Genomic DNA, 23,499 nt, shown 5'->3' with positions numbered 1-23,499 from the left:
CATGAACCCTTCGCCCACCGCGAGCGCCAGCCGCGCCGGCGGCCGCCGCTTTTTTGCCGATACGTCCGTGTCCACGCTCGTCGCCGGCTTCGTCGCGATGATGACCGGCTACACGAGCTCGCTCGTGCTGATGTTCCAGGCCGGCCGCGCCGCCCACCTCACCGATGCGCAGATCTCGTCGTGGATCTGGGCGCTGTCGATCGGCATGGCGCTGACGACCATCGGCCTGTCGCTGCGCTTTCGCGCGCCGGTGGTCGTCGCGTGGTCGACGCCCGGCGCCGCGCTGCTGGTCGCGTCGCTGCCCGGCGTGCCCTACCCGGAGGCGATCGGTGCGTTCGTCGTATGCGCGCTGCTGCTGACGGCCGTCGGCGTGAGCGGGCTGTTCGACACGCTGATGAAGCGCATTCCGGCCGGCATCGCGGCCGCGCTGCTCGCGGGCATCCTGTTCGAGATCGGCATCGAGATCTTCCGCGCCGCGCAGTTCCGGACCGCGCTCGTGCTCGCGATGTTCTTCACCTACCTGATCGTCAAGCGGCTCGCGCCGCGCTATGCGATTCCGACGACGCTGATCGTCGGCACGGCGGCGGCCGGCGGCCTCGGGCTGCTCGACTTCAGCCATTTCCACATCGCGCTCGCGCAGCCCGTGCTCACGATGCCCGCATTCTCGATCGCATCGATCGTCAGCATCGGCATTCCGCTGTTCGTCGTCGCGATGGCGTCGCAGAACGTGCCGGGCATCGCGGTGCTGCGCGCGGACGGCTATCAGACGCCTTCTTCGCCGCTGATCGCGACGACCGGCCTCGCGTCGCTGCTGCTCGCGCCGTTCGGCTCGCATGGCGTGAACCTCGCGGCGATCACGGCCGCGATCTGCACGGGCCCCGAAGCGCACGAGGATCGCGCGAAGCGCTACACGGCCGCCGTGTGGTGCGGCACGTTCTACCTGATTGCCGGCATCTTCGGCGCGACGATCGCCGCGCTGTTCGCGGCGCTGCCGAAGGCGCTCGGCGTGTCGGTCGCCGCGCTCGCGCTGTTCGGCTCGATCATGAGCGGGCTCGCGAACGCGATGCAGGACGTGAAGCAGCGCGAAGCGGCGCTCGTCACGTTCATGGTCACGGCTTCGGGCCTTACGCTGCTGTCGATCGGCCCGGCGTTCTGGGGGCTCGTCGCGGGCGTCGTCACGCAGGTGATCCTGAACGCGCGGCGCCCCGCGTGACGCGGCGCGCCGCCCGCCGCGGCGCGCGCCCGATGCGCCAAAACGTGCGCGACACGAATCGGGCCTAAAATGATGGATCGGAAGCGGCGCCCGGCGCCGCTTCGCTTCGCCGCCGCGCTCGCGCGGCCCGTGAGAACCCGGCGCCCCGCGCTCTTCTTCCGAATCGCCATGACTACCGCACTCGACCAGCTGAAGCAGTACACGACCGTCGTCGCCGACACGGGCGACTTCCAGCAGCTTGCGCAATACAAGCCGCAGGACGCGACCACGAACCCGTCGCTGATCCTGAAGGCCGTCCAGAAGGATGCGTACAAGCCGATCCTCGAGAAAACCGTCCGCGATCATCGCAACGAAAGCACCGATTTCATCATCGACCGCCTGCTGATCGCCTTCGGCACCGAAATCCTGAAGCTGATCCCGGGCCGCGTGTCGACCGAGGTCGACGCCCGCCTGTCGTTCGACACGCAGCGCTCGATCGACAAGGGCCGCGAGCTCATCAAGCTGTACGAAGCGGCCGGCGTCGGCCGCGAGCGCATCCTGATCAAGCTCGCGTCGACGTGGGAAGGCATTCGCGCGGCCGAGGTGCTGCAGAAGGAAGAGATCAAGTGCAACATGACCCTGCTTTTCTCGCTCGTGCAGGCCGCCGCATGCGCGGAAGCCGGCGCACAGCTGATCTCGCCGTTCGTCGGCCGCATCTACGACTGGTACAAGAAGCAGGCCGGCGCGGATTGGGACGAAGCGCGGGACGGCGGCGCGAACGATCCGGGCGTGCAATCGGTGCGCCGCATCTACACGTACTACAAGACGTTCGGCTACAAGACCGAAGTGATGGGCGCGAGCTTCCGCACCACCAGCCAGATCATCGAGCTCGCCGGCTGCGACCTGCTGACGATCAGTCCCGATTTGCTGCAGAAGCTGCAGGAGAGCAACGACACGGTCGCACGCAAGCTGTCGCCGGACACGCTGCAGGACAAGCCGGCCGAGCGCGTCGCGATCGACGAGGCATCGTTCCGCTTCCAGCTGAACGATGAAGCGATGGCGACCGAAAAGCTCGCCGAAGGCATCCGCGTATTCGCCGCCGACGCGGTGAAGCTCGAGAAGCTGATCGACGCACTGCGCTGAACCTGCGCGTCAGCGGCTGTCAGCAAGACTGACAACAGGCGTCAGCACACGCGCCGAAAACGGCTGCGAACTTCGCGTTCGCAGCCGTTTTATTTTTCATTCCATCGTCAAGCGCGCGCACTACAATCCACGTCACGGGTGCGACGGCCGCCTCCCGATGCGCCCTTTCCCCAGTCAGTCTTGCACGACGCCACGCCAGCGCCGACGCGCCGGCATGGCACATCCCAGGAGACAACAATGCAAGTTCAACCGTACCTGACGTTCTACGGTCGTGCCGACGAAGCCCTTCAGTTCTACGAAAAGGCGCTCGGTGCGAAGACGATGTTCAAGATGCACTTCAAGGACGCCCCGCCGAATCCCGATTACCCGATGTCGCCCGAGATGGCCGACAAGGTGATGCACGCGAGTTTCACGATCGGCGAGTCGATGATCATGTGCTCGGACGGGGACTGCAGCCAGCCGGCAGGCGCCGCGCACGCCGGCTATTCGCTGTCGCTGAACCCGGCGACGGTCGACGAAGGCCAGAAGCTGTTCAATGCGCTCGCCGACGGCGGCGAAGTGACGATGCCGTTCGGCAAGACGTTCTGGGCGCTCGGCTTCGGGATGGCGAAGGATCGTTTCGGCGTGCACTGGATGGTCAACGTCGAGGATCTGTCGCAGCGCGACGAACTCGCGAAACGCGCGCAGGGCTGACGCAAGAACGAACGCCCGCCACCTTGCGGTGGCGGGCGTTTTTCGTTGCCGCGTGGCGCGTGCGCGGCACACCGCCGCGCACGGCCCGTATCAGCCCTCGACGACGTCGAGATAATCCTCCGGCCGCGTGCGATCCTCCGCATGCGTCATCCCCATCGCGCGCACCAGCACGCTCACTACCACCGACACCACCAGGTTCACGACCAGCGACCACACGGCCGCGTAGCCGGGAATCGCGAGGCCGAACAGGTGGATCGTGAAGATCGAACTCGCCAGCTTCAGCGAGACCGCCATCCACGTGCCGCACACGATGCCTGCCGCCCAGCCGGCCAGCAGGCCGCGATGGTCGAGCACGCGCGTGTACAGGCCGAGCACGATCGCGGGCAGCGTCTGGATGATCCAGATCCCGCCGAGCAGTTGCAGCTGGATCGCGTAGGTCAGCGGCAACCCGAGGATGAACGCCACCGCGCCGACCTTCACGATCAGCGACACGAGCTTCGCGACGTGCGTTTCCTGGTCGTGCGACATGTTGCGGTTCACGAACTCGCGATGGATGTTGCGCGTGTACAGGTTCGCGGCCGCGATCGACATGATCGCCGCCGGCACCAGTGCGCCGATGCCGATCGCCGCGAACGCGACGCCGACGAACCACGACGGGAAGTACTCGAGGAACAGCGCGGGCACCGCGAAGTTCGGGCCGAACGCCTTGAAGTACGGCGCGTACTGCGGCATGTCCTTCACGCCGGAGGCGAGCGCCATGTAGCCGAGCAGCGCCAGCAGGCCGAGCACGAACGAATACGCGGGCAGCATCGCCATGTTGCGGCGGATCGAGTTGCCCGAGGACGACGACAGGATCGCCGTGACCGAGTGCGGATACAGGAACAGCGCGAGCGCCGAGCCGATCGCGAGCGTCGCGTACGCGCTGTAGCCGTTCAGGCTCGCCGCGTCGGGCGCCTTCAGCAGCAGCTTCGCGGGCGGCACCGCGGAGAAGATGTGCCCGAAGCCGCCGAGCTTCGCGGGGATCACGATGACCGCGGCGGCGATCGTGACGTAGATCAGCACGTCCTTCACGATCGCGATCATCGCGGGCGCACGCAGCCCGGACGTGTACGTGTAAGCGGCGAGGATCGCGAACGCGATGATGAGCGGCAGGTCGCCGACGAAGCCGGTCGTGTCGAAGCCGAGCGCGCCGATCACCACCTCGATGCCGACGAGCTGCAGCGCGATGTACGGCATCGTCGCGAGGATGCCCGTCACCGCGATCGCCAGCGCGAGCATCCGGCTGCCGTAGCGCGCATTGACGAAATCCGCGGCCGTCACGTAGCCGTGCCGCTTCGCGATGCTCCACAGCTTCGGGAACACGACGAACGCGAACGGATAGATCAGGATCGTGTACGGCAGCGCGAAGAAGCCCATCGCGCCGGCGCCGAACACGAGCGCGGGCACCGCGACGAACGTATAGGCCGTGTAGAGATCGCCGCCGAGCAGGAACCACGTGACGATCGTGCCGAAGCGGCGTCCGCCGAGGCCCCATTCGTCGAGATGGGCAAGATCGCCGCGCCGCCAGTTCGCGGCCAGGAAACCGATGATCGTGACGCCGATGAACAGCAGGACGAAGACGAAGGTCGCGCCGAGATTCATTGCGCACCTCCTTGCGTACCGCTCGCCTTCCACGCGTTCTTGGTCTTGAAATACACGAACGCGGTAATCACCGCGCTGATGAAGACCCACAGCAGCTGGTACCAGTAGAAAAACGGAAAACCGAGCCATTGCGGTTCGATCTTGCTGTACGACGGTACCCAGACCATCGCGATCAGCGGCAGTACCAGCAGCCAGAGCCAGCGCTTGGCGGCCCGGTTGGCGTCGGCATCGTGAGCCATGACGTCTCCTCTTCTATCCCGGTTATCGATCTTGTTGAGCGGGTACGGCGCCGAGAGGAGCGGCAAAACGGGTAGGCTGCGGCTCCCCTGGCTTCGCGCCAGTATAGGAGCCGCGAGCACACGGTCAAGCGGGGGCGAACCCGAGGTGATCCGCCCCTTGTCGCGCGGTTGCACCGGCCCGTCGCCGGTGCATGCGACGTCAGATCGCGAACGCGGCGTCGCGGGCGCCGGTCGTTGCTTTCAAAGCTTTCACCCACTTGCGCGCGGGCAGCTTCAGCGTCTCCTCGATCAGCTTCGCGCGGGCTTCCAGCTGCGCGAACGGCACGTCAAGCGCGGGGCCCGAGAACGCGATCGCGATCCGGTTGCCGTCGTGCACCTCGGGCAGCGCGATCACGCGGTGATCGAACGCCGCGTTCAGGTGCTTCATGTTGCGCACGAAGCTCGGATGATCGCCGAACAGGTTGATCGTCGCGATGCCGGCGTCGGCGAGACAGCCACGCACCGCGCGGTAGAACGCGACGCTGTCGAGCACGGGGCCGCGCGCGGTCGCGTCGTACAGGTCGATCTGGATCGCGCCCGTCGTGCCGCGGTTGGCCGGATCGTTGACGAAATCCCATGCGTCGGCTTCGTGCACGACGAGGCGCGCGTCGTCGGGCGGCAGCGCGAACATCGTGCGCGCGGCGACGATCACGGCCGGGTTCAGCTCGACGGCCTCGACCTTCGCGTGCGGCAGGAAACGGTGCGAGAACTTGGTCAGCGCGCCGGTGCCGAGCCCGAGCTGGACGATCCGCTCGGGCGTTTCGAGAAACAGCAGCCACGCCATCATCTGCTGCGCGTATTCGAGCTCGATATGCAGCGGCTTCGAGATCCGCATCGCGCCCTGCACCCACTCGGTGCCGAAGTGCAGGAAGCGCACGCCGCCTTCTTCGGAGAACGTCACGGGCGCGAAGCGCGGCTTGCGCGGCGCTTCGAGCACCGGCACGTCGTCGTGCTCGTCGATATCCGGGCGGCGCTTCACGCGCGGCGGCTGGAGTTTTTCGGAGCCGTTGTACGCGGACGGCTTGCGTTGCTTGAACGCGCGCGCCTCGGCGGACGCGCGCTTGATCAGTCGGGTCATGATGGTTGAATCTCGCTGGGTGATGCTGGATGACGCTGGATGAGCGGACGAGAGGATAGCATTGGTGGGGGTCGGGGCCGCGCCGCGGGTCCGGCCACGCGTGACGCCGAATCCCGTCGGCGCCACGCTGCAGTCGCGGATCACAGGAGCGCGCATGACCTCGAACGACAAGAAGATCTGGTTTCCCGCGAAGCGCTACGGCTGGGGCTGGGGGTTGCCGGTGGCGTGGCAGTGGTGGGTCGTGCGGCTGCTGTTCGCGATCGGCGTCACTGCGAGCGCGTGGCTCGTGCCGCCGCAGCGTTCGCCGATTGCGTACGGTGCCTGCACCGTGGTGCTGGCCGCGCTGCTGACCGCGGTGTGCTGGCTCAAGGGCGAGAAACCGCGCTGGCGATGGGGCAAGGACGATTGAGCGTCGCACGCAACGGCGCGTGACGAGCGCCACGCGCGCCCACCGCCGGTACGCGTCGATGTTCCGGTCCGTTTCGACTGCTGATACGACGACCATCGAAATCCGCGAAACCCGCCGCCTGCCTGATCCGCGTACGTGCCGGTCCTTTACTTTCTTGCAATAAAAAGCCCGTTCGGTCGACCGAACCTATGCCAAACTGAAACGACATTCGGGCAGGCTCGCGGCGGCCATGACGCATACGGCGACGGACCATGCACCGCCAGATCGCCAGGGATGGCTCTCCAGTCTGTGGCTGGTGGCGACCACCGATGATCAACTCGTCGCCGCACAAAGTCGCATTGCGTCGACCACGGGCGCCTGGCAAGGCGAGGCGAAGCCCTGACCGGGAGAGACTCGGAATCCGACGCGTCTCAGGCGCGAAGTGCGCGCCAAAGCGCCAGCTTCTGCTCGAACGACAGCATCGCATTCGCCGGGCTCGACGAAGGCAACACGAGGGTTTCATAACCCGCCGCGCCGATCACGTCGGCGAACCGCCCTGCCGTCTTGCCGTTGAAGCACACGCGCTTGAGCAACGGCGCATGCTCGCGCAGCGAATCGAAGTCGTTCGGCTGCGCGTTCCTGATCGCGGAATCGAGACTGCCCTGTCGATGGCACGCGTCGAGCACATCCCAGATGCCGATGCCGTATGACAGCACACGCGCAAGCCGCGCATCGTACGGCAGTTCATGCAGCGACGGCTCGCCGAGCACCGCGCCGAGCAGCCGCCAGAACTGGTTACGCGGATGCGCGTAGTACTGCGCGGCGTCGAGCGACGCCTCGCCCGGAAAGCTGCCGAGGATCATCGTGTGCGTGTCCGGTGCGACGACCGGCGGAAATCCCCGCAACATCACGCGTCTCCGTGCGGCCCGACCGATCGCGGCCCGTCGCCGTGCGCATCGAGATGGCGCCACAGCGCCGGCAGCATGCACTCGGTGACCATCAGCGGCTTGCCGTGCCGCTGGAACACCGAGCGCCGCGCGGCAAACGCGTGCGGCGCGCGCGCGCCCTGCAATGCATGGCTCGCGAGCGCATACAGCGGATGGCCGGCGATCACGCGCCTGCTCACGAGCGCCGAGCGCTCGACCTGCGGATCGCTGTACAGCAGTTCCGCGAGCGGCCGCGTGCGCAGCCGCCGCATCGCCTGCCACACGCCCTTGCTGGCCGCGAGCGGCGCGATGCTGTGCGCGGCGACGTACGGCGTGCCGTCGACCGACAGGATCACCTCGCGCACCCACATCGGCGCGCGCGGCGAGCTCGCGAGTGCGTCGGGCTCGTCGAACCACGGCGCGTCGACGGCCTCGCGCGTCACGCGCACGCTCACGCGGCCGAGCCGCGCGAGGTGCGCGGTCAGCGATCCGCCGCGCGTCAGCCAGTCGCGCTGGTCGAGCGTGCAGCCAGGCCGCGGCGTCTCGCGCCAGCCGGCCTGCGCGCCGTCGAATCGCATGCGCGCGTTCACGCGGCGCGCGACAGCAGCAGCGCGTTGGTCCGCTTCACGAAGCTCGCCGGATCGTCGAGCATGCCGCCTTCGGCCAGCAGCGCCTGATCGAACAGCAGATGGCACCAGTCGCCGAAATCGGCGCTGTCGGCGTTCAGCTGCTTCACGAGCGCGTGCTCAGGATTGATCTCGAGAATCGGCTGCATCGCCGGCGCGTTCTGGCCGGCCGCCTTCAGCATCCGCTGCAGGTAGCCGCTCATGTCGTTGTCGTCCGCGACGAGACACGACGGCGAATCGGTCAGGCGGAACGTGACGCGCACTTCCTTCACCTTGTCGCCGAGCGCTTCCTTCATCTTCTCGACGACCGGCTTGATCGCCTCGCCGGCTTGCTCCTGCGCCTTCTTCTCCTCGTCGTTCAGCTCGCCGAGATCGAGATCGCCGCGGGCCACGCTCGCGAGCGGCTTGCCGTCGAATTCGTGCAGGAACGACAGCATCCATTCGTCGACGCGGTCGGTCAGCAACAGCACCTCGACGCCCTTCTTGCGGAACACTTCCAGATGCGGGCTGTTCTTCGCGGCCTGCCACGTATCGGCGGTCACGTAGTAGATCTTGGTCTGCTCGGGCTTCATGCGCGACACGTAGTCGGCGAGCGACACGTAGTCGGCGAGCGACACGTCCTGCGCGTCGGTGTCGCCGTGCGTCGACGCGAAGCGCAGCAGCTTCGCGATGCGCTCGCGGTTCGCGTGATCCTCGCCGAGACCTTCCTTCAGCACCTGGCCGAACGCGCCCCAGAACGTCTTGTACTTGTCCTTGCCGGCATCGTCTTCCGCGTTCGCGAGTTCCTCGAGCATCGACAGCGCGCGCTTGGTCACGCCTTCGCGGATCGCCTTCACGTCGCGGCTTTCCTGCAGGATCTCGCGCGACACGTTCAGCGGCAGGTCGGCCGAATCGACGACGCCCTTCACGAAGCGCAGGTATTGCGGCAGCAGCTGCTCGGCGTCGTCCATGATGAACACGCGCTTCACGTACAGCTTCAGGCCGCCGCGATAGTCGCGGTTCCACAGGTCGAACGGCGCGTGCGCCGGCACGAACAGCAGCTGCGTGTATTCGCTGCGGCCCTCGACGCGATTGTGCGTCCACGTGAGCGGATCCTGGTGATCGTGCGCGATGTGCTGGTAGAACTGCGTGTACTGCTCGTCGGTGACGTCGCTCTTCGAACGCGTCCACAGCGCGCTCGCCTGGTTGACGGTCTCGTCCTCGTCCTTCAGGACCATCTCGCCCTTTTCCTGATCCCACTCTTCCTTGCGCATCAGGATCGGCAGCGCGATGTGGTCGGAATACTTCTGGATGATCGACTTCAGGCGATGCGACGACAGCAGCTCGTCCTCACCTTCGCGCAGGTGCAGCGTGATCGTCGTGCCGCGCTGCGCGCGCTCGATCGCGTCGATCGTGAAATCGCCCTCGCCCGCGCTTTCCCAGCGCACGGCTTCGTTCGCCGGCAAGCCCGCGCGACGCGTCTCGACGGTGATTTTGTCGGCGACGATGAAGCCCGAGTAGAAGCCGACGCCGAACTGCCCGATCAGCGCCGCATCCTTCTGCTGGTCGCCCGACAGCTTCGTGAAGAATTCCTTGGTGCCCGAACGCGCGATCGTGCCGAGGTTCGCGATCGCCTCGTCGCGGCTCATGCCGATGCCGTTGTCGTCGATCGTGATCGTGCGCGCGGCCTTGTCGTAGCCGATGCGGATGCGCAGGTTCGGATCGTTCTCGTACAGCGCGCTATCCGCGAGCCCTTCGAAACGCAGCTTGTCGGCCGCGTCGGACGCATTCGACACCAGTTCGCGCAGGAAGATTTCCTTGTTGCTGTAGAGCGAATGGATCATCAGGTGGAGGAGTTGCTTGACCTCTGCCTGAAAGCTCATCGTTTCGTGTGCCATGGATGCTGTTTCCTCTTACTTGAACTTGATAGGCGCCCCGCCACGCCGTGCCGAACGGGTTTGCGCGCTCATCTGGGGACGAACGACTCGATTTCAAGGGACCTCGGACGATTGCGGCAAGCGAATCGCAGATTCCGTCTGTGCGGCTGACCGAACCGATACCAATCCGCATAGATTCGAACGTGTCCGATGTTTCCGCGGACGGAAATTTGTTGAAATGCTGGACGCGCCCCGATCCGCGCTGCGAGAGAGCGGGGACCGAATCAGCGCTGGAACGCATGACACTCAACACCGAGACAACCCGATATGACCACCCCCTCACCCGCGAAAACCGGTTACGAGAAATGGCAAGATGGCATTATGTCGGCCGCTGACGATCCAAAATGGCACATCTACGATTGCGAGCTTCGGGCGGCAGCAGGCGAATACAATCGGCACCTTGCCGGCGTGGCGGGTTACCGTCCGTTGGACTGGCAGCTCATCAAGGCGATGGCATGGGTCGAGACTGGCGCCAGAGATCCATTATGGGCATCCAATCCAATGCAGATCGGCATGTACGACGACCCAGGCCTGGACGGTCTGCTGTCAGGCAAAGAAGGGGGCGATCTTATCTTGCCGGCGTCGACCCAATCGCGACTGACCCGCGCGAATGCACGGGCCGTGCCTGCTTACAACATCCGCGCCGCTATCGGTTATCTGCTCATGCGCCTGGCGAATTTCTCGATGCAAAGCGTACCGGACCCGGATCGACGAACGTACGAAATTTCCGTCAAGCCTGGCGATAGCCTGGACAAAATTGCCCGACAACAGGGTTCGACAACCGACACACTGCGCGCACTCAATCCGGGTATCGGCACGTTACGCCCGGGACAAGTCTTGAAATATCAGAAAGCCGCGATACGCAAAGTCATCATGGGCTGGCAGCCGATGACTACGGCAAACGTCGGTCGACTTTACAACACGAAAGCGCCCGACACCTACGCAAAGAAGCTCGATTATGCGCTGGCGACGATTCGACAGGGCAAGGAACCGGTATGCGCGCCGTGAGAATTACCCAAGGGTTGAGCCTTGCTACCGCGCTGCTGGCAGGTGTTGCGCAGGCCGGCAATCAGCCGCTTACCGGGGCGTTCGTCGGTCATGGCCGGCAATGCGATGGCCAACTTCGTGTGACCGAAAAAACGATCGAATGGCACACGCCTTTCGCCCATTGCGCGAAGCGCCCGTATCGGGTGATTGAAAGCGACCTGACCGCGGCCAAGCCGAAAATCGCCTTCTTGCTACAGGGACGAGCCTGCGGTTTCGGCGTGATATCGCTGAATTTCGACCCGGCTTACCCCGATTACTGGATCGCAAAGGGTTACCGGAGCCTGGACGGCTACCAGCGCGATAGCGCGGATGCGCTAAGTTGCAGCATGGCGCGCCTGAAGTAGTAGCGCGTGCAACTTGCCGCGTCGCGGCAAAGCAACGCGAAGCCACCCGTTCCGCATCACGACGCGCGCCGCACCGCCGAGTCGATATAGCGCGCCAGCAGCCCGGGCAGCGCCGGATCGCCGCAATTCGCGACGTTGAAGCGCATCCACGTGGACGGCGACTGCTGCGGCGAGAACAGGCTGCCCGGCGTCAGCAGGAAGCCGGCCTCGTGCGCGACCGCCGCGAGCGCGTCCGAATCGACACCCGTGTCGGCCCACAGGAACATCCCGGCCGCCGGCATCGTGAAGAGCCCGAGCCCCGTGCGCTCGAGCATCCGCGCGGTCTTGTCGCGCACGCCGTCGAGCCGCGCGCGCAGCCGCTCGACGTGGCGCCGGTAATGCCCTTCGGTCAGGATCTTGTACAGCACGCGCTCGTTGAGTTCGGGCGTGGTCATCCCGACCAGCATCTTCTGGTCGGTGACCGCCTTCGCGATCTCCGGCGCGCAGGCCACGTAGCCGACCCGCAGGTTCGCCGCGAGCGTCTTCGAATAGCTGCCGAGATAGATCACCCGCTTCAACTGGTCGAGGCTCGCCAGGCGCGTGGCCGGATAGCTCGGCGGGCACAGGTCGCCGTACACGTCGTCCTCGACGACGAGGAAGTCGTAGGCCTCCGCGAGCTTCAGGATCCGGAACGCCTGCGCGGCCGACAGCGACGTGCCGGTCGGGTTCTGCAGCACCGAGTTGATCACGAGCATCTTCGGCCGCCACATCTGCACCAGAGTTTCGAGCGCATCGAGGTCGGGGCCGTCGGGCGTATACGGCATCCCGACGAGCTGCGCGCCTTGCGCCGCGAAACGGCCGAACATCTGGAACCACGCGGGATCGCCGACGATCACCGCATCGCCCGGCCGCATGTAGATCCGCGAGATCAGGTCGATCGCCTGCGTGATGCCGGAAACCAGCACGATCTGTTCGGGCTTCGCACCGATCTCGACTTCGGCGAGGCGCGTCTGCAGTTGCTGGCGCAGCGGCAGAAAGCCCTGCGCTGTGCCGAAGCCGAGCATCTGCGCGCCCGACTGGCGCCCGAGCGCGCGCAGTGCGCCGGTGATGAGCTCGCCGTCAAGCCAGCGGCCCGGCAGGTAGCCGAGGCCCGGGCCCTTCTCCGGGCTGACGGTGTGCAGCATGTTGCGCAGCAGCCAGACGACGTCGATCGTGTTGTGCACGGGCGCGGCCTCGGCCGTGCGCGCGACGCCGTCGGCCGGCTGCGGGCCGGCGCCCGTGCGCTCGCGCACGTAGAAGCCGGAGCCGCGCCGCGAGTCGAGGTAGCCCTGCGCGACGAGCCGCTCGTAGGCCTCGACGACGGTGAAGCGCGACACGCTCTTGTCGAGCGCGAGCTTGCGGATCGACGGCATGCGCATGCCGGGACGAAACACGCGTTCGTCGATGCGTCGCCGCGCCCACTGGACCAGCTGGTCGACGAGTGTGAGCGTGGCCGTGTCGTGCGGCGCGGGAATCTGGGCGAGTGGGACGGTGGACATGGGCGGCAGCTCCAACTGTACCGAAGGCTATCGTGCCGATTGTACCGTTACTGTGCCGGTAGCGACGATTACAGTTGACCGGAATGGCGATCGTGCGGCCATCGGTCCGACCCGGCCGCACATGGCGCTGCGCCCGCCGGCCCGCGTCGCGGCCGGTGCGCCGGCCGGTCCGGCCTCCACCCGGCCCGGCGCCCGCCTACCATGACACTTTCGCTTCCCGACCGACGCTCATGCCAGCCCGCTCCCTGACACTCGACCATCTCGTGATCGCCGCGCGCACCCTCGACGAAGGCGTGCGCCATGTCGCCGACGCGCTCGGCATCGAACCGGCCGGCGGCGGCCGCCACCCGCTGATGCGGACCCACAATGCGCTGTTCGGTGCGTGGGGCGGGCTCTACCTCGAAGTGATCGCGATCGACCCCGACGCACCCGCGCCGGGCGACGATGCGAAGCCGCCGCGCGCGCGGCTGTTCGGGCTCGACGCCCCGTCGATGCACGCGCGACTCGCGCAAGGCCCGTTTCTCGCGCACTGGGTCGCGCGCGTCGACCGCCCGCGCCAGCTCGCGCTGTGGCAGCGCCAGTACCCGGCCCGCATCGCGCCCGTCGTCGCAATGCGACGCGGTGATCTGAGCTGGGGCCTCACGGTGCCCGACGACGGCAGCTTCCCCGCGTGGCAGGGCGCGGGCGACGGCCTCGTGCCATCGCTGATCCAGTGGGACAGCCCGCGCCATCCGGCCGAATCGCTGCCGAACGGCGGCGTCGCGCTGAAGGTGCTCGAGGGCGTCCACCCGCGTGCGGATACGATCCGCGAGCAGCTCGACTGGCTCGGCGCCGCCCACCTGCTCGACGTCGAGTCCACCGACGGCGCGCCGGCCCTCGTCGCCGAATTCGATACGCCGCACGGCGCGCGCACGCTGCGCTGAGCGCCCGCCCGATTCCCCACCCTGCAATACGGAGACACCCAGTACATGAATTCGCGCGAAACCCGGGGCATGCTGCTCGGCCTCATCGGCGTGATGATCTTCAGCCTGACGCTGCCGATGACGCGGATCGTCGTATCCGAACTCAATCCGCTGCTCAACGGGCTCGGCCGCGCGCTCGCCGCCGCCGTGCCGGCCGGCCTGCTGCTGTGGTGGCGCCGCGAGCCGCTGCCGACCCGCGCGCAACTGAAAAGCCTCGCGATCACGTCGGCCGGCGTGATCATCGCGTATCCGGTGTTTTCCGCGTGGGCGATGAAGAGCGTGCCGGCCTCGCACGGCGCGGTGGTCAACGGTCTGCAACCGCTGTTCGTCGCGCTGTACGCGGCATGGCTGTCGCACGAACGGCCGTCGAAGGCGTTCTGGGCCAGCGCGGTGGCCGGCAGCGCGCTCGTGATCGCGTTCGCGCTGCGCGACGGCGGCGGCGCCGTGCAGGCCGGCGACGCGCTGATGCTCGTCGCGGTGGGCATCGGCGCGCTCGGCTATGCGGAAGGCGCGCGCCTCGCACGCCAGATCGGCGGCTGGCAGGTGATCTGCTGGGCGCTCGTCGTGTCGGCCCCCTTCCTCGTGCTGCCGGTCGGCTGGCTCGCCTGGATGCAGCACGCCGCGCATCCGGGCCCGCTCGCGCCGCGCACGTGGCTCGCGTTCGGCTACGTGACCCTCTTTTCTCAATTCATCGGCTTTTTCGCGTGGTACGCGGGGCTCGCGATGGGCGGCACCGCGCGCGTCGGCCAGGTGCAGCTGCTGCAGATCTTCTTCACGATCGCCTTTTCCGCGCTGCTGTTCGGCGAAACGGTCACGTCGTCGACGTGGCTGTTCGCGGCCGCGGTGATCGCGACCGTGGTGCTCGGGCGCCGCTCGGCGGTGGCCACGGCGCCGCGCGCCGCTCGCGCCGGCTGATGAGGTGCGCCATAATGAACGTTTTGCCTGATCGGTTTTGCCTGACTGGCCGTGCTTACCCAGCCGCGAAGGCTTCATCGTGCCGGCGCTGCCCACCCGGCAGCGTCGAAGCGATGCGCCCGAACGACCTTTCTTGACTGACCACGATATCCGAACGAGGAGACTATGAATCCGAACGACCTGCATCCGCCGCACTGGCAGCTTTCCGAACGCGCCCGCAAGCTGACGAGCTCCGCGATCCGCGAGATCCTGAAGGTCACGGAACGCCCCGAGGTCATCTCGTTCGCCGGCGGCCTGCCCGCCCCCGCGACGTTCCCGGCGGAACGCATGCGTGCCGCCGCCGACCGCGTGCTGCGCGACGCGCCGGCCGCCGCGCTCCAGTACAGCGCGACCGAAGGCTACCTGCCGTTGCGCGAATGGATCGCCGAGCGCTACAGCGTGCGCGTGTCGCAGGTGCTGATCACGACCGGCTCGCAGCAGGCGCTCGACCTGCTCGGCAAGGCGCTGATCGATCCGGGCAGCCCGATCCTCGTCGAAACGCCGACCTACCTCGGCGCGCTGCAATCGTTCTCGCTGTACGAGCCACGCTACGTGCAGGTGCCAACCGACGAGCAGGGCCTGCTGCCGGAAGGCCTTGCCCCCGAACTCACGCAAGGCGCGCGCCTGCTGTACGCGCAGCCGAACTTCCAGAACCCGACCGGCCGCCGCCTGCCCGTCGAGCGCCGCCGCGCGCTCGCCGCGTTCGCGCAGTCGAGCCCGTTCCCGGTGCTGGAGGACGATCCGTACGGCGCGCTGAACTACCAGGGCGAGCCGCTGCCGACGATGCTGTCGATGGCGCCCGACCACGTCGTGCACCTCGGCACGTTCTCGAAGGTGCTCGCGCCGGGCCTGCGGATCGGCTACATCATCGCGCCCGAGGAACTCCACTTCAAGCTCGTGCAGGCCAAGCAGGCCACCGACCTGCACACGCCGACGCTCACGCAGCGCATCGCGCACGAAGTGATCAAGGACGGCTTCCTCGACGAGCACATCCCGACGATCCGCGAGCTGTACAGCGCGCAATGCGACGCGATGCTCGGCGCGCTTGCGCGCCACATGCCGGAAGGCGTCACGTGGAACCGCCCGGAAGGCGGGATGTTCATCTGGGTGAACCTGCCCGCGCAGATCGACAGCATGACGCTGCTCGCCGCGGCCGTCGACAATCACGTCGCCTTCGTGCCGGGCGCGCCGTTCTTCGCGGAGAACGCGCAGCAGAACACGCTGCGCCTGTCGTTCGTGACGGTGCCGCCCGAGAAGATCGAGGAAGGCGTCGCGCGCCTCGGCAAGCTGCTGCGCGAGCGCCTCTGATCCCCTTTTTCCCTGTCACGACTCTCTACGAGGAATCGAACGCATGGCTAACGTCTACGACAAACTGAAGTCGCTCGGCATCGAGCTCCCGACCGCCGGCGCACCGGCCGCGGCCTACGTGATGAGCGCGCAAAGCGGCAACACGGTCTACCTGTCGGGCCACATCGCGAAGAAGGACGGCAAGGTCTGGGCCGGCAAGCTCGGCGCGGATCTGCAAACGGAAGACGGCAAGGCGGCCGCCCGCTCGATCGCGATCGACCTGCTCGCGACGCTGCACGCGCACACCGGCGACCTGAACAAGGTCACGCGCATCGTCAAGCTGATGAGCCTCGTCAACTCGACGCTCGACTTCACCGAGCAGCACGTCGTGACGAACGGCGCGTCGGAGCTGATCGCCGAAGTGTTCGGCGACGCGGGCAAGCATGCGCGCTCGGCGTTCGGCGTCGCGCAGATCCCGCTCGGCGCGTGCGTCGAGATCGAGCTGATCGCCGAAGTCGCGTAACGGGCGCCGCGCGATGCCCGGCCGTTTCGTTCGCTTCAAGCAGGTCGACGTGTTCACGTCGGTGCCGTTCAAGGGCAATCCGCTCGCCGTGGTGTTCGACGCCGATTCGCTCGGCGACGACGCGATGCTCGAGATCGCCCGCTGGACGAACCTGTCGGAAACGACGTTTCTCTGCACGCCGACCGATCCGGAAGCCGATTACCGCGTGCGGATCTTCACGACGGGCGGCGAACTGCCGTTCGCCGGCCATCCGACGCTCGGCACCGCGCACGCGTTCCTGGAAAGCGGCGCGCGGCCCCGCACGCCGGGCCGGCTGATCCAGCAGTGCGGGGTCGGCCGCGTCGCGCTGCGCGAGCAGGTCGACGGCTGGGCGTTCGCCGCGCCGCCGGCACGCGTCACGCCGCTCGACCGTTCGGACTACGCGGTACTGGCCGCCGCGCTCTGCAGCGACGCGCTCGACCTGGACGCCGAGCCGTGCGCGGTGGACAACGGCGCGCCGTGGCTCGTCGTGCGGCTGAAGTCGGCCGACGCGTGCATCGGCCTGTCACCCGATCCGGCCGCGCTGGCGGCGCTGACCCACCGCTACGGCGTGGACGGCCTCGCCGTCTACGCGCCGCACGCCGAAGGCGGCCCGGCGACGTTCGAGATCCGCTGCCTGATGACGGGCGGCAAGTTCGGCATCCCCGGCGAGGACCCCGTCACCGGCAGCGCGAACGCCGCGCTGGCCGGGCTGTTGACGCGGCAGGAACGCCGCCCCGGCTCGTCGTATACGGCCCGCCAGGGCACGGCGATCGGCCGCGACGGCCGCGTCTTCGTCAGCTACGACGCAGACGGCACGACCTGGATCGGCGGCCACGTCGTCACGGTCGTCGACGGCACGTTCCGGTCGCCCGACTGACATTTCGCGATGTGCGATGGCGCCGGCTCGTCCGGCGCTCCGCGCTTTGCCCAGCTATCGCAAAAACGTTCCAGCCAGTAATATCGGGCCTAATCCGTTGTTTCGGAGGTCTGTCCATGGTTGCGCGTCCCGCGAACGAACAGACGTCGGGACAATCCGAACCATAGCCGGCCATCCAGACGGATGGCGCACGCGAGCAGGACGCCGCCCTCTTCGATGAGTTCCGCCCGGTCCAACCACACGCCGCCGAACCGACCGCTACGCGCGCCGCGCAAATCGCGCCGGCGTGCGCTGTTTGCCATCCCGCTGCTCGGGATGCTGGCGCTCGCGCTGCTGTGGGCCGTGATCATCGCGCGGCTGTCCGTTGAAAAGGACAGTGCGTACAAGGAAGCAGCGGCCTCCGCGGCGATCCTGTCGTCCGCGCTCGAGCAGCATACGGTCAAGGCGATCCACCAGGTCGACCAGATCACCCGCTTCGTCAAGTTCGAATTCGAGAAGTCGCCGGCGCGCTTCAATCTCGCGAGCGCCGTCGAGAAAGGCGTCGTGCCGAGCGACACGTTGATCCAGGTGTCGCTCGTCAACGCGAAAGGCATCCTGTTCGCGAACACCGCCGAACTCCATCCGCAGCCGATCAACCTGTCCGACCGCGAGCACTTCAAGGTCCACCTCGCGCACAACGACGACCGCCTCTTCATCAGCAAGCCGGTGTTCGGCCGCGTGTCGAGCCACTGGACGCTGCAGATGACGCGGCGCCTGAACAATCCGGACGGCAGCTTCGCGGGCATCGTCGTGGTGTCGGAAGACCCGAGCTACTTCACGAACGATTTCTACAACAACGCGGCCATCGGCAAGGAAGGCGTGATCGCGGTCGTGTCCGACACGGGCGCGGTGCTCGCGCGGCGCACGGGCTCGGTCAACAACGCGCCGGGCGCGTTTTCGGCGTCGGGCGTCTACCCGATCGCGGAGCGTGTGACGGGCACGATCGTCGATCCGATCGACGGCGTGACGCGCATCGTGTCGTACCGCCACCTCGACGGCTACCCGCTCGCGGTGATGGTCGGGTTGTCGCAGACGGAAGAGTTCGCGGACTACACCCACACGCGCAACGTCTACCTGCTGATGACGAGCTTCATCACGCTCGCGATGCTCGCGTTCTTCGGCGTCGCGACGGGGCTGATCGGCAAGCTGCTCGGCCGCGAGCGCGAAATGACGCAGCTCGCCGAATACGACCTGCTCACCGGCCTCGCGAACCGCTATGCGACGCTGCGCGGGCTGCGCAACGACGTGTCGATGCCCGCCAGCCTGTCACGGCTCGGCCTGCTGTTCATCGATCTCGACAACTTCAAGACCGTCAACGACACGCTCGGCCACAACGCCGGCGACATCGTGCTGCAGATGACCGCGTCGCGCCTGGCCGATGCGGTCGGCGACGAAGGCTCGCTCGCGCGCATCGGCGGCGACGAGTTCGTCGTCGTGATGAAGGGCGACGACGTCGAGCGGCGCGCGGTGCGGCTCGCGGAGGCGATCATCCGGATGTTCAGCGAGCCGTTCGACGTACGCGGCAGTTCGTTCGTGCTGCATGCGAGCATCGGCATCGCGCTGCACACCGTCGCGAACGAAAGCGAGATCGACCTGCTGAAAAAGGCCGACCTCGCGATGTACAGCGCGAAGGATGCCGGCAAGAACTGCTACCAGTTCTATGCGCCGCACCTGTCGCACCGCGCCGACCACCTGATGCGCTGGGAACAGCAATTGCGTGTCGCGCTCGCCGAGGGGCAGCTGTTCCTCGCGTATCAGCCGAAGATCGACCTCACGCACCGCTACATCACCGGCTTCGAGGCGCTCGCACGCTGGGATCATCCCGAACACGGCGTGATCTCAGCGAACGAATTCATCTCGATCGCCGAATCGACCGGCCTGATCGTGCCGATCGGCGACTTCGTGATCCGCACCGCGTGCGAGCAGATCGCGCGCTGGCGCGACGAAGGCCACGACACGCTGACGCTCGCGGTCAACATCTCGCCCGTGCAGTTCTGGCGCGGCGACCTGATCGAGACGATCTCGCAGGCGCTGCAGGACACCGGCATCGACGCGAACCGGCTCGAGATCGAGATCACCGAAACCGCGATGATGGAATATCCGGAACTCGTGTCCGAGAAGATCGTCGCGCTGAAAAAGCTCGGCATCCGGATCGCGCTCGACGATTTCGGCACCGGCTATTCGTCGCTGTCGTACCTGCACCGCTTCTCCGTCGACACGCTGAAGGTCGACCGCTCGTTCGTGCAGGCGATTCCGACCGATCGCAGCGTGTGCGTGATGGTGTCGTCGATCGTGCATCTGGCGCGCTCGCTCGGGCTGACCGTCGTCGTCGAGGGCACCGAAACCGAGGAGCAGATCACGTGGCTGTCCGCACTCGGCGAAATCGAGGCGCAGGGGTTCCTGTTCTCGCGCCCGGTGCCGGCCGATGCGATTCCCGCGCTGATCGCACGCTTCGGCGTGCGCGGCGATCATCCGAACGTCATCGCGCATCGCGCGACCGGCAGCACGGGCGGCTGAGCCGCACCGCTGCAGCCGCGGCGCGCGTTGCGCACCGCCGCAATTGTTACGTTTTCCGATCCGGTCGTTTAGTTCATTAACTAGCGTTTTCGCGCATGGTAGTGTCACGATGCGCGGCGGACAATCGGGAGGGCCGACGTGTCGGCGGGCCGTCGCCACGGCCTTACGCGAGAGATCTGGCCCCGCGCCAACCACACAATCATGACAACCGTCGAAGTCGAAGCGACCGCGCGTGTCGAAGAGGCACCGGCCTCCCTATGGACCTTGTTCAAGGTCGTCGCCAGCATTTCGGCCGTCTCGTGGGGCGGGCTTTCGATGATGGCGCAGCTCGAACGCCATTACGTGGAGCGGCTGCAGCGCATCGAGCCGCAAGTCTTCGGCGATCTCGTCGCGCTCGCGTGGCTCGTACCGGGCCCCGTCGGCTGCAATGTCGCCGTGCAGGTCGGCCAGACGTTGCATGGCCGCGCCGGCGCATGGATCGCCGGCATTGCGAGCGTGCTGCCGTTCTCAATCCTGATGACGCTGTTCGCGATCTTCTATCAGACGCCGCTCGTCCGCTCGCTGGCCGCGCCGGTGCTGATCAATCACTTCGGGATGGTGCTCGCCGCGCTGATCGGCGTCACGTGGGTCAAGCAGTTGCGCTCGCTCGCGCGCACGCGGCTCGAACAGGCAATCGCCGCGTTATCGACGATTCTGCTGGCTTTCGCGCATAGTCCGGCCGCTTTCGTCGGGATTCTGTTCGCCGCGTTTGCAGCGGGCTGGCTGACGGGGCCGTCGCAACGCGACGCGGTCGATTTCACGCTGCCGAAGCGCGATCGCGGCCTGCTCGTGCTGCTCGGCGTGCTCGTCGTGCTGTTCGCGGTGCCGCTGCCGGGCGATTACCAGGCGGATCTGCTGTGGCCGCGCCTCGCGGGCGCGGGCATGACGCTGTTCGGCGGCGGCTTCTCCGCGCTGCCGGTACTCAAGACGCTGTTCGTGTCGCCGGCGACGGGCATCTCCGATCACGACTTCACGCTGGCGTTCGCGCTGTCGCCGGTCGCACCGGGGCCGTTGCTGAACGTCGTGCCGTTTCTCGGCTACCTGACCGACGGGTGGGTCGGTGCGCTGCTCGCCACCGCCGCGCTGTTCATTCCATCGGGGTGCCTCGTCGTATTCGCGCAGAACCATCTGCTCCGGCTCAAGCGCCATGCGCGCTTCGAGCACGGGATGCGCCTGCTGCGCGCGGCGACGACGGCCTTTCTCGTGGTCGCCGTCGTGAAGATCCTGCATCGCGAACCGGCCGACCCGGTTTACTGGCTGACGGGCGCGTTCGCGACGCTGTGCTTCACGCGCTTCAAGGTGCCCGTCTATGCCGTGTACGGCGTGGTCGCCGCCGTGTGCAGCGTGTGGCTGTGGGCCGCGCACTGACGGGCGGCGGACGTCGCCCTGCTCGCGCTGGCCGGCCTGACTCCGTCAGCCGGCCTGCACCGCGACGCGGCGCGCGATCCAGCGGGCGCGCAGCGCGTCGTACGCCAGGTTGAAGCAGAACGTGTAAGGCAGGAAGAACAGCACGATGCCGAGGTCGAGCAGCAGCGCCTCGACGAGGCTCACGTTCAGCCACCACGCGGCAACCGGCACCACCATCGCGACGAGGCCGAGCTCGAACGTCACCGCGTGCGCGACCCGCATGCCGAGCGTGCGCGACAACCCGGCCCGCCGCTCGAAGCGGTCGAACAGCGTGTTGAACGTCATGTTCCACGCCATCGCGATCAGCGACACCATCACCGTCAGCACGCCGACGTGCGACACCGGCATGTCGAGCAGCCACGCGCCGATCGGCGCGCACAGCGCGATCGCCACCAGTTCGAACGTCAGCGCGTGCAGCAGGCGTTCCGTCACCGTTTTATTCGTCTGTTTCATGATGCCCTCCGATGCATTGCTTGATCCATGTCGGGCATTCTGATCGGCGGCACCGTGCGAATCCAGTTTGATATCATCGGTTTTACCGATATAACGCTGCGAGGAGCCCTGCATGCACCACGCCCCGGAAGCCCTGCTCGCATTCGCCGAAGCGGCGCTGCTCGGCTCGTTTACGGCCGCCGCCCGCAAGCTCGGCAAGCGTCAGTCGACCGTGTCGGAAGCGATCGCGAATCTCGAGATCGATCTCGGCGTGCAATTGTTCGACCGCTCGACGCGCACGCCGACGCTCACCGATGCCGGCCGTGCGCTGCTGCCGCAGGTGCAGCGCGCGCTCGAGGCCAGCGCGGCGATCGACCGCACGGCCGCCCGGCTCGCGCACGGCGAGGAAGCGCGGCTCACGCTCGTCGTGTCCGATACCTACCAGTCGAAGCGTTACGAGGAAACGTTGATGGCGCTCGAACGGCGCTTTCCGGCGCTCGAGCTCGAATGCCAGATCGCCGAGCACGACGACGTGCTCGACCTGATCCAGCAGGGTCGCGCGCAACTCGGGCTGATGGCCGCGCGCGCGGCCTACCCGGCCGATATCGGCGCGGCGACGGTAGCCGAGGAATCGGAGATCGGGCTGTTCGTCGGCCGCACGCACGCGCTCGCCGAATACGGCGACGCCGAGGTGCCGCACGCCGCGCTACGCGACGTGCGCGAACTGCGCCTCAATACCTACGTGAAAACGGAAGGCCGCGGCACCGACGACCGGATCGTCGTCGGCACGCAGCACTGGCTGGCGCCGAGCTACCTGATGCTGCTGGAGATGGCCGTACTCGGGTTCGGCTGGGCGGAACTGCCGCGCTGGATGGTCGAGCATTTCGCGCGCGACCGCCTGTGCGAGCTGCGCGCGCGCGGCTGGCCGCGCCGTGTACGGGTGGATGCGGTCTGGTCGCGCAACCGGCCGCTCGGGCCGGCCGGCTCGTGGCTGCTCGACGCGATGCTGGCCGCTTAGCGGCGCGTGCCGCCGGGCCTACGCCGAAGGCAGTAGCCTGCGCCAGCCAGTCAGAAACCGCGCGACAGCACGGCCGCGCCGATCGTGACGACGCCGAGCACGAGGTTCACGACGACGAGCAGGCGCACCGCATTCACCGCGCGCGCGCCGTCCGGCCAGTTCTGCGCCTGCACCGCACGGCGAATGCGCGGGAACAGCGCGAAGCGGATGTGCCCGAAGATCAGCATCATCACGACGCCGAGTCCGGCCATCGCGTGCAGCGACCACGTCGCGTGCGCGCCGCCGAAGCTCATCAGCAGGAAGCCGCCGGACAGCAGGATCACGATCACGGCCCCGGACACCCAGTTGAAGAAGCGGCCGAACACGCCTTCGATCAGCGGCAGCCGCAGCTGCGGCGACAGGTCGGACAGCGCGGGGCGCAGGCAGAAGTGCGCGAAGACCATCCCGCCCACCCACACGGCGACGGCCAGCAGATGAAGAAACAGCGCGACGGCAACGGCGTGGGACATGGGGACGATCCTGTGATGAGTGGGTGCAGCGAACGGCCGCGTCGCACGCGGCATCAAGCGACGTTCGACCCGCCAGCCGCGCGGCGGTTCGGACCCTCGACGCGATTTCACACTATTTTGCAAAT

General features: G+C 67.2%; 23 protein-coding genes. 14 read left to right on the top strand and 9 right to left on the bottom strand.

All coding sequences use genetic code 11. The features are described 5' to 3' along the window. The first annotated feature begins 1 nt into the window (after position 1). The 3 genes from A9Z05_RS10845 to A9Z05_RS10835 all read left to right on the top strand — a co-directional run bounded on the left by A9Z05_RS10845 (position 2) and on the right by A9Z05_RS10835 (position 3,028). Entirely contained in the window at positions 2 to 1,213 is a 1,212-nt protein-coding gene (locus tag A9Z05_RS10845; protein ID WP_069618098.1) for a benzoate/H(+) symporter BenE family transporter, read from the top strand. Positions 1,214 to 1,381: 168 nt separating this feature from the next. Beyond that, positions 1,382 to 2,335, top strand: coding sequence for a transaldolase (gene tal, locus A9Z05_RS10840; protein WP_069618187.1), 954 nt, complete (start codon positions 1,382 to 1,384; stop codon positions 2,333 to 2,335). 237 nt (positions 2,336 to 2,572) lie between these two features. Further along, complete coding sequence (locus tag A9Z05_RS10835) at positions 2,573 to 3,028, top strand: VOC family protein (protein ID WP_069618097.1); 456 nt, start codon at positions 2,573 to 2,575, stop codon at positions 3,026 to 3,028. Between the two features lie 90 nt (positions 3,029 to 3,118). Here A9Z05_RS10835 and mctP read toward each other — a convergent pair whose 3' ends face one another. From mctP to A9Z05_RS10820, 3 genes are all read right to left on the bottom strand, one after another. Next, entirely contained in the window at positions 3,119 to 4,669 is a 1,551-nt protein-coding gene (gene mctP, locus A9Z05_RS10830) for a monocarboxylate uptake permease MctP (RefSeq protein WP_069618096.1), read from the bottom strand. Continuing rightward, positions 4,666 to 4,908: a DUF3311 domain-containing protein gene (locus A9Z05_RS10825; RefSeq protein ID WP_006490660.1), complete on the bottom strand. Its 243-nt coding sequence runs from the start codon at positions 4,906 to 4,908 to the stop codon at positions 4,666 to 4,668. The genes mctP and A9Z05_RS10825 overlap by 4 nt, the downstream gene beginning before the upstream one ends. A 199-nt stretch (positions 4,909 to 5,107) precedes the next feature. Then, on the bottom strand, positions 5,108 to 6,025 hold the full coding sequence (locus A9Z05_RS10820; RefSeq protein ID WP_069618095.1) for a spermidine synthase: 918 nt from the start codon (positions 6,023 to 6,025) through the stop codon (positions 5,108 to 5,110). Positions 6,026 to 6,179: 154 nt separating this feature from the next. On the opposite strand from A9Z05_RS10820, the gene A9Z05_RS10815 reads away from it, so the two are divergent. Beyond that, entirely contained in the window at positions 6,180 to 6,434 is a 255-nt protein-coding gene (locus A9Z05_RS10815) for a hypothetical protein (RefSeq protein ID WP_069618094.1), read from the top strand. A gap of 410 nt (positions 6,435 to 6,844) precedes the next feature. Here A9Z05_RS10815 and A9Z05_RS10810 read toward each other — a convergent pair whose 3' ends face one another. The 3 genes from A9Z05_RS10810 to htpG are packed head-to-tail and all read right to left on the bottom strand — an operon-like array spanning position 6,845 to position 9,842. Beyond that, positions 6,845 to 7,321, bottom strand: coding sequence for a DNA-deoxyinosine glycosylase (locus A9Z05_RS10810; protein WP_069618093.1), 477 nt, complete (start codon positions 7,319 to 7,321; stop codon positions 6,845 to 6,847). After that, a complete protein-coding gene (locus A9Z05_RS10805) occupies positions 7,321 to 7,917 on the bottom strand; it encodes a chorismate lyase (protein WP_069618186.1) in 597 nt (198 codons plus the stop codon). Before A9Z05_RS10805 ends, A9Z05_RS10810 begins: the two co-directional genes overlap by 1 nt. Positions 7,918 to 7,925: 8 nt before the next feature. Next, positions 7,926 to 9,842: a molecular chaperone HtpG gene (gene htpG, locus A9Z05_RS10800; protein ID WP_069618092.1), complete on the bottom strand. Its 1,917-nt coding sequence runs from the start codon at positions 9,840 to 9,842 to the stop codon at positions 7,926 to 7,928. 306 nt (positions 9,843 to 10,148) lie between these two features. Between htpG and A9Z05_RS10795 the strand changes: the two genes are divergently transcribed. After that, entirely contained in the window at positions 10,149 to 10,889 is a 741-nt protein-coding gene (locus A9Z05_RS10795; protein WP_069618091.1) for a LysM domain-containing protein, read from the top strand. After that, positions 10,877 to 11,272, top strand: a complete 396-nt coding sequence (locus A9Z05_RS10790) for a hypothetical protein (protein ID WP_069618090.1) — start codon at positions 10,877 to 10,879, stop codon at positions 11,270 to 11,272. The genes A9Z05_RS10795 and A9Z05_RS10790 overlap by 13 nt, the downstream gene beginning before the upstream one ends. A gap of 56 nt (positions 11,273 to 11,328) precedes the next feature. Here the strand turns inward: A9Z05_RS10790 and A9Z05_RS10785 are convergent, their stop codons facing one another. Then, entirely contained in the window at positions 11,329 to 12,789 is a 1,461-nt protein-coding gene (locus A9Z05_RS10785; RefSeq protein ID WP_050018117.1) for a PLP-dependent aminotransferase family protein, read from the bottom strand. 230 nt (positions 12,790 to 13,019) lie between these two features. On the opposite strand from A9Z05_RS10785, the gene A9Z05_RS10780 reads away from it, so the two are divergent. From A9Z05_RS10780 to A9Z05_RS10750, 7 genes are all read left to right on the top strand, one after another. After that, complete coding sequence (locus A9Z05_RS10780) at positions 13,020 to 13,712, top strand: VOC family protein (RefSeq protein ID WP_069618089.1); 693 nt, start codon at positions 13,020 to 13,022, stop codon at positions 13,710 to 13,712. A 45-nt stretch (positions 13,713 to 13,757) separates the two neighbouring features. Continuing rightward, positions 13,758 to 14,666: a DMT family transporter gene (locus A9Z05_RS10775; protein WP_069618088.1), complete on the top strand. Its 909-nt coding sequence runs from the start codon at positions 13,758 to 13,760 to the stop codon at positions 14,664 to 14,666. Between the two features lie 165 nt (positions 14,667 to 14,831). Beyond that, positions 14,832 to 16,013: a PLP-dependent aminotransferase family protein gene (locus tag A9Z05_RS10770; RefSeq protein WP_069618087.1), complete on the top strand. Its 1,182-nt coding sequence runs from the start codon at positions 14,832 to 14,834 to the stop codon at positions 16,011 to 16,013. A gap of 43 nt (positions 16,014 to 16,056) precedes the next feature. After that, the gene (locus tag A9Z05_RS10765; protein WP_006478174.1) at positions 16,057 to 16,515 is read left to right on the top strand and encodes a RidA family protein; all 459 of its coding nucleotides are present in this window, start codon (positions 16,057 to 16,059) and stop codon (positions 16,513 to 16,515) included. Positions 16,516 to 16,528: 13 nt separating this feature from the next. Beyond that, positions 16,529 to 17,413 carry a PhzF family phenazine biosynthesis protein gene (locus tag A9Z05_RS10760; protein WP_069618086.1) on the top strand — a complete coding sequence of 295 codons (885 nt, stop codon included), beginning with the start codon at positions 16,529 to 16,531 and terminating at the stop codon, positions 17,411 to 17,413. 216 nt (positions 17,414 to 17,629) lie between these two features. Continuing rightward, a complete protein-coding gene (locus tag A9Z05_RS10755) occupies positions 17,630 to 19,969 on the top strand; it encodes an EAL domain-containing protein (protein WP_069618085.1) in 2,340 nt (779 codons plus the stop codon). Between the two features lie 201 nt (positions 19,970 to 20,170). Beyond that, positions 20,171 to 21,376, top strand: a complete 1,206-nt coding sequence (locus A9Z05_RS10750; RefSeq protein ID WP_084044192.1) for a chromate transporter — start codon at positions 20,171 to 20,173, stop codon at positions 21,374 to 21,376. Between the two features lie 45 nt (positions 21,377 to 21,421). Here the strand turns inward: A9Z05_RS10750 and A9Z05_RS10745 are convergent, their stop codons facing one another. After that, positions 21,422 to 21,868 (bottom strand): multidrug/biocide efflux PACE transporter, encoded by a 447-nt coding sequence (locus tag A9Z05_RS10745; RefSeq protein WP_069618084.1) that lies wholly within the window; start codon positions 21,866 to 21,868, stop codon positions 21,422 to 21,424. Positions 21,869 to 21,980: 112 nt separating this feature from the next. Here A9Z05_RS10745 and A9Z05_RS10740 point away from each other — a divergent pair, with 112 nt between their 5' ends. Further along, positions 21,981 to 22,865: a LysR family transcriptional regulator gene (locus tag A9Z05_RS10740; RefSeq protein ID WP_069618083.1), complete on the top strand. Its 885-nt coding sequence runs from the start codon at positions 21,981 to 21,983 to the stop codon at positions 22,863 to 22,865. Positions 22,866 to 22,915: 50 nt separating this feature from the next. Here the strand turns inward: A9Z05_RS10740 and A9Z05_RS10735 are convergent, their stop codons facing one another. Next, positions 22,916 to 23,374 carry a CopD family protein gene (locus A9Z05_RS10735; protein ID WP_050017501.1) on the bottom strand — a complete coding sequence of 153 codons (459 nt, stop codon included), beginning with the start codon at positions 23,372 to 23,374 and terminating at the stop codon, positions 22,916 to 22,918. Positions 23,375 to 23,499 lie beyond the last annotated feature (125 nt).

Source organism: Burkholderia sp. A2, from assembly GCF_001729305.1.
Classification (GTDB): Bacteria; Pseudomonadota; Gammaproteobacteria; order Burkholderiales; family Burkholderiaceae; genus Burkholderia; species Burkholderia sola.
The sequence above is the reverse complement of the archived record's forward strand: the minus strand, read 5'-3'. Positions and strand labels throughout refer to the sequence as shown.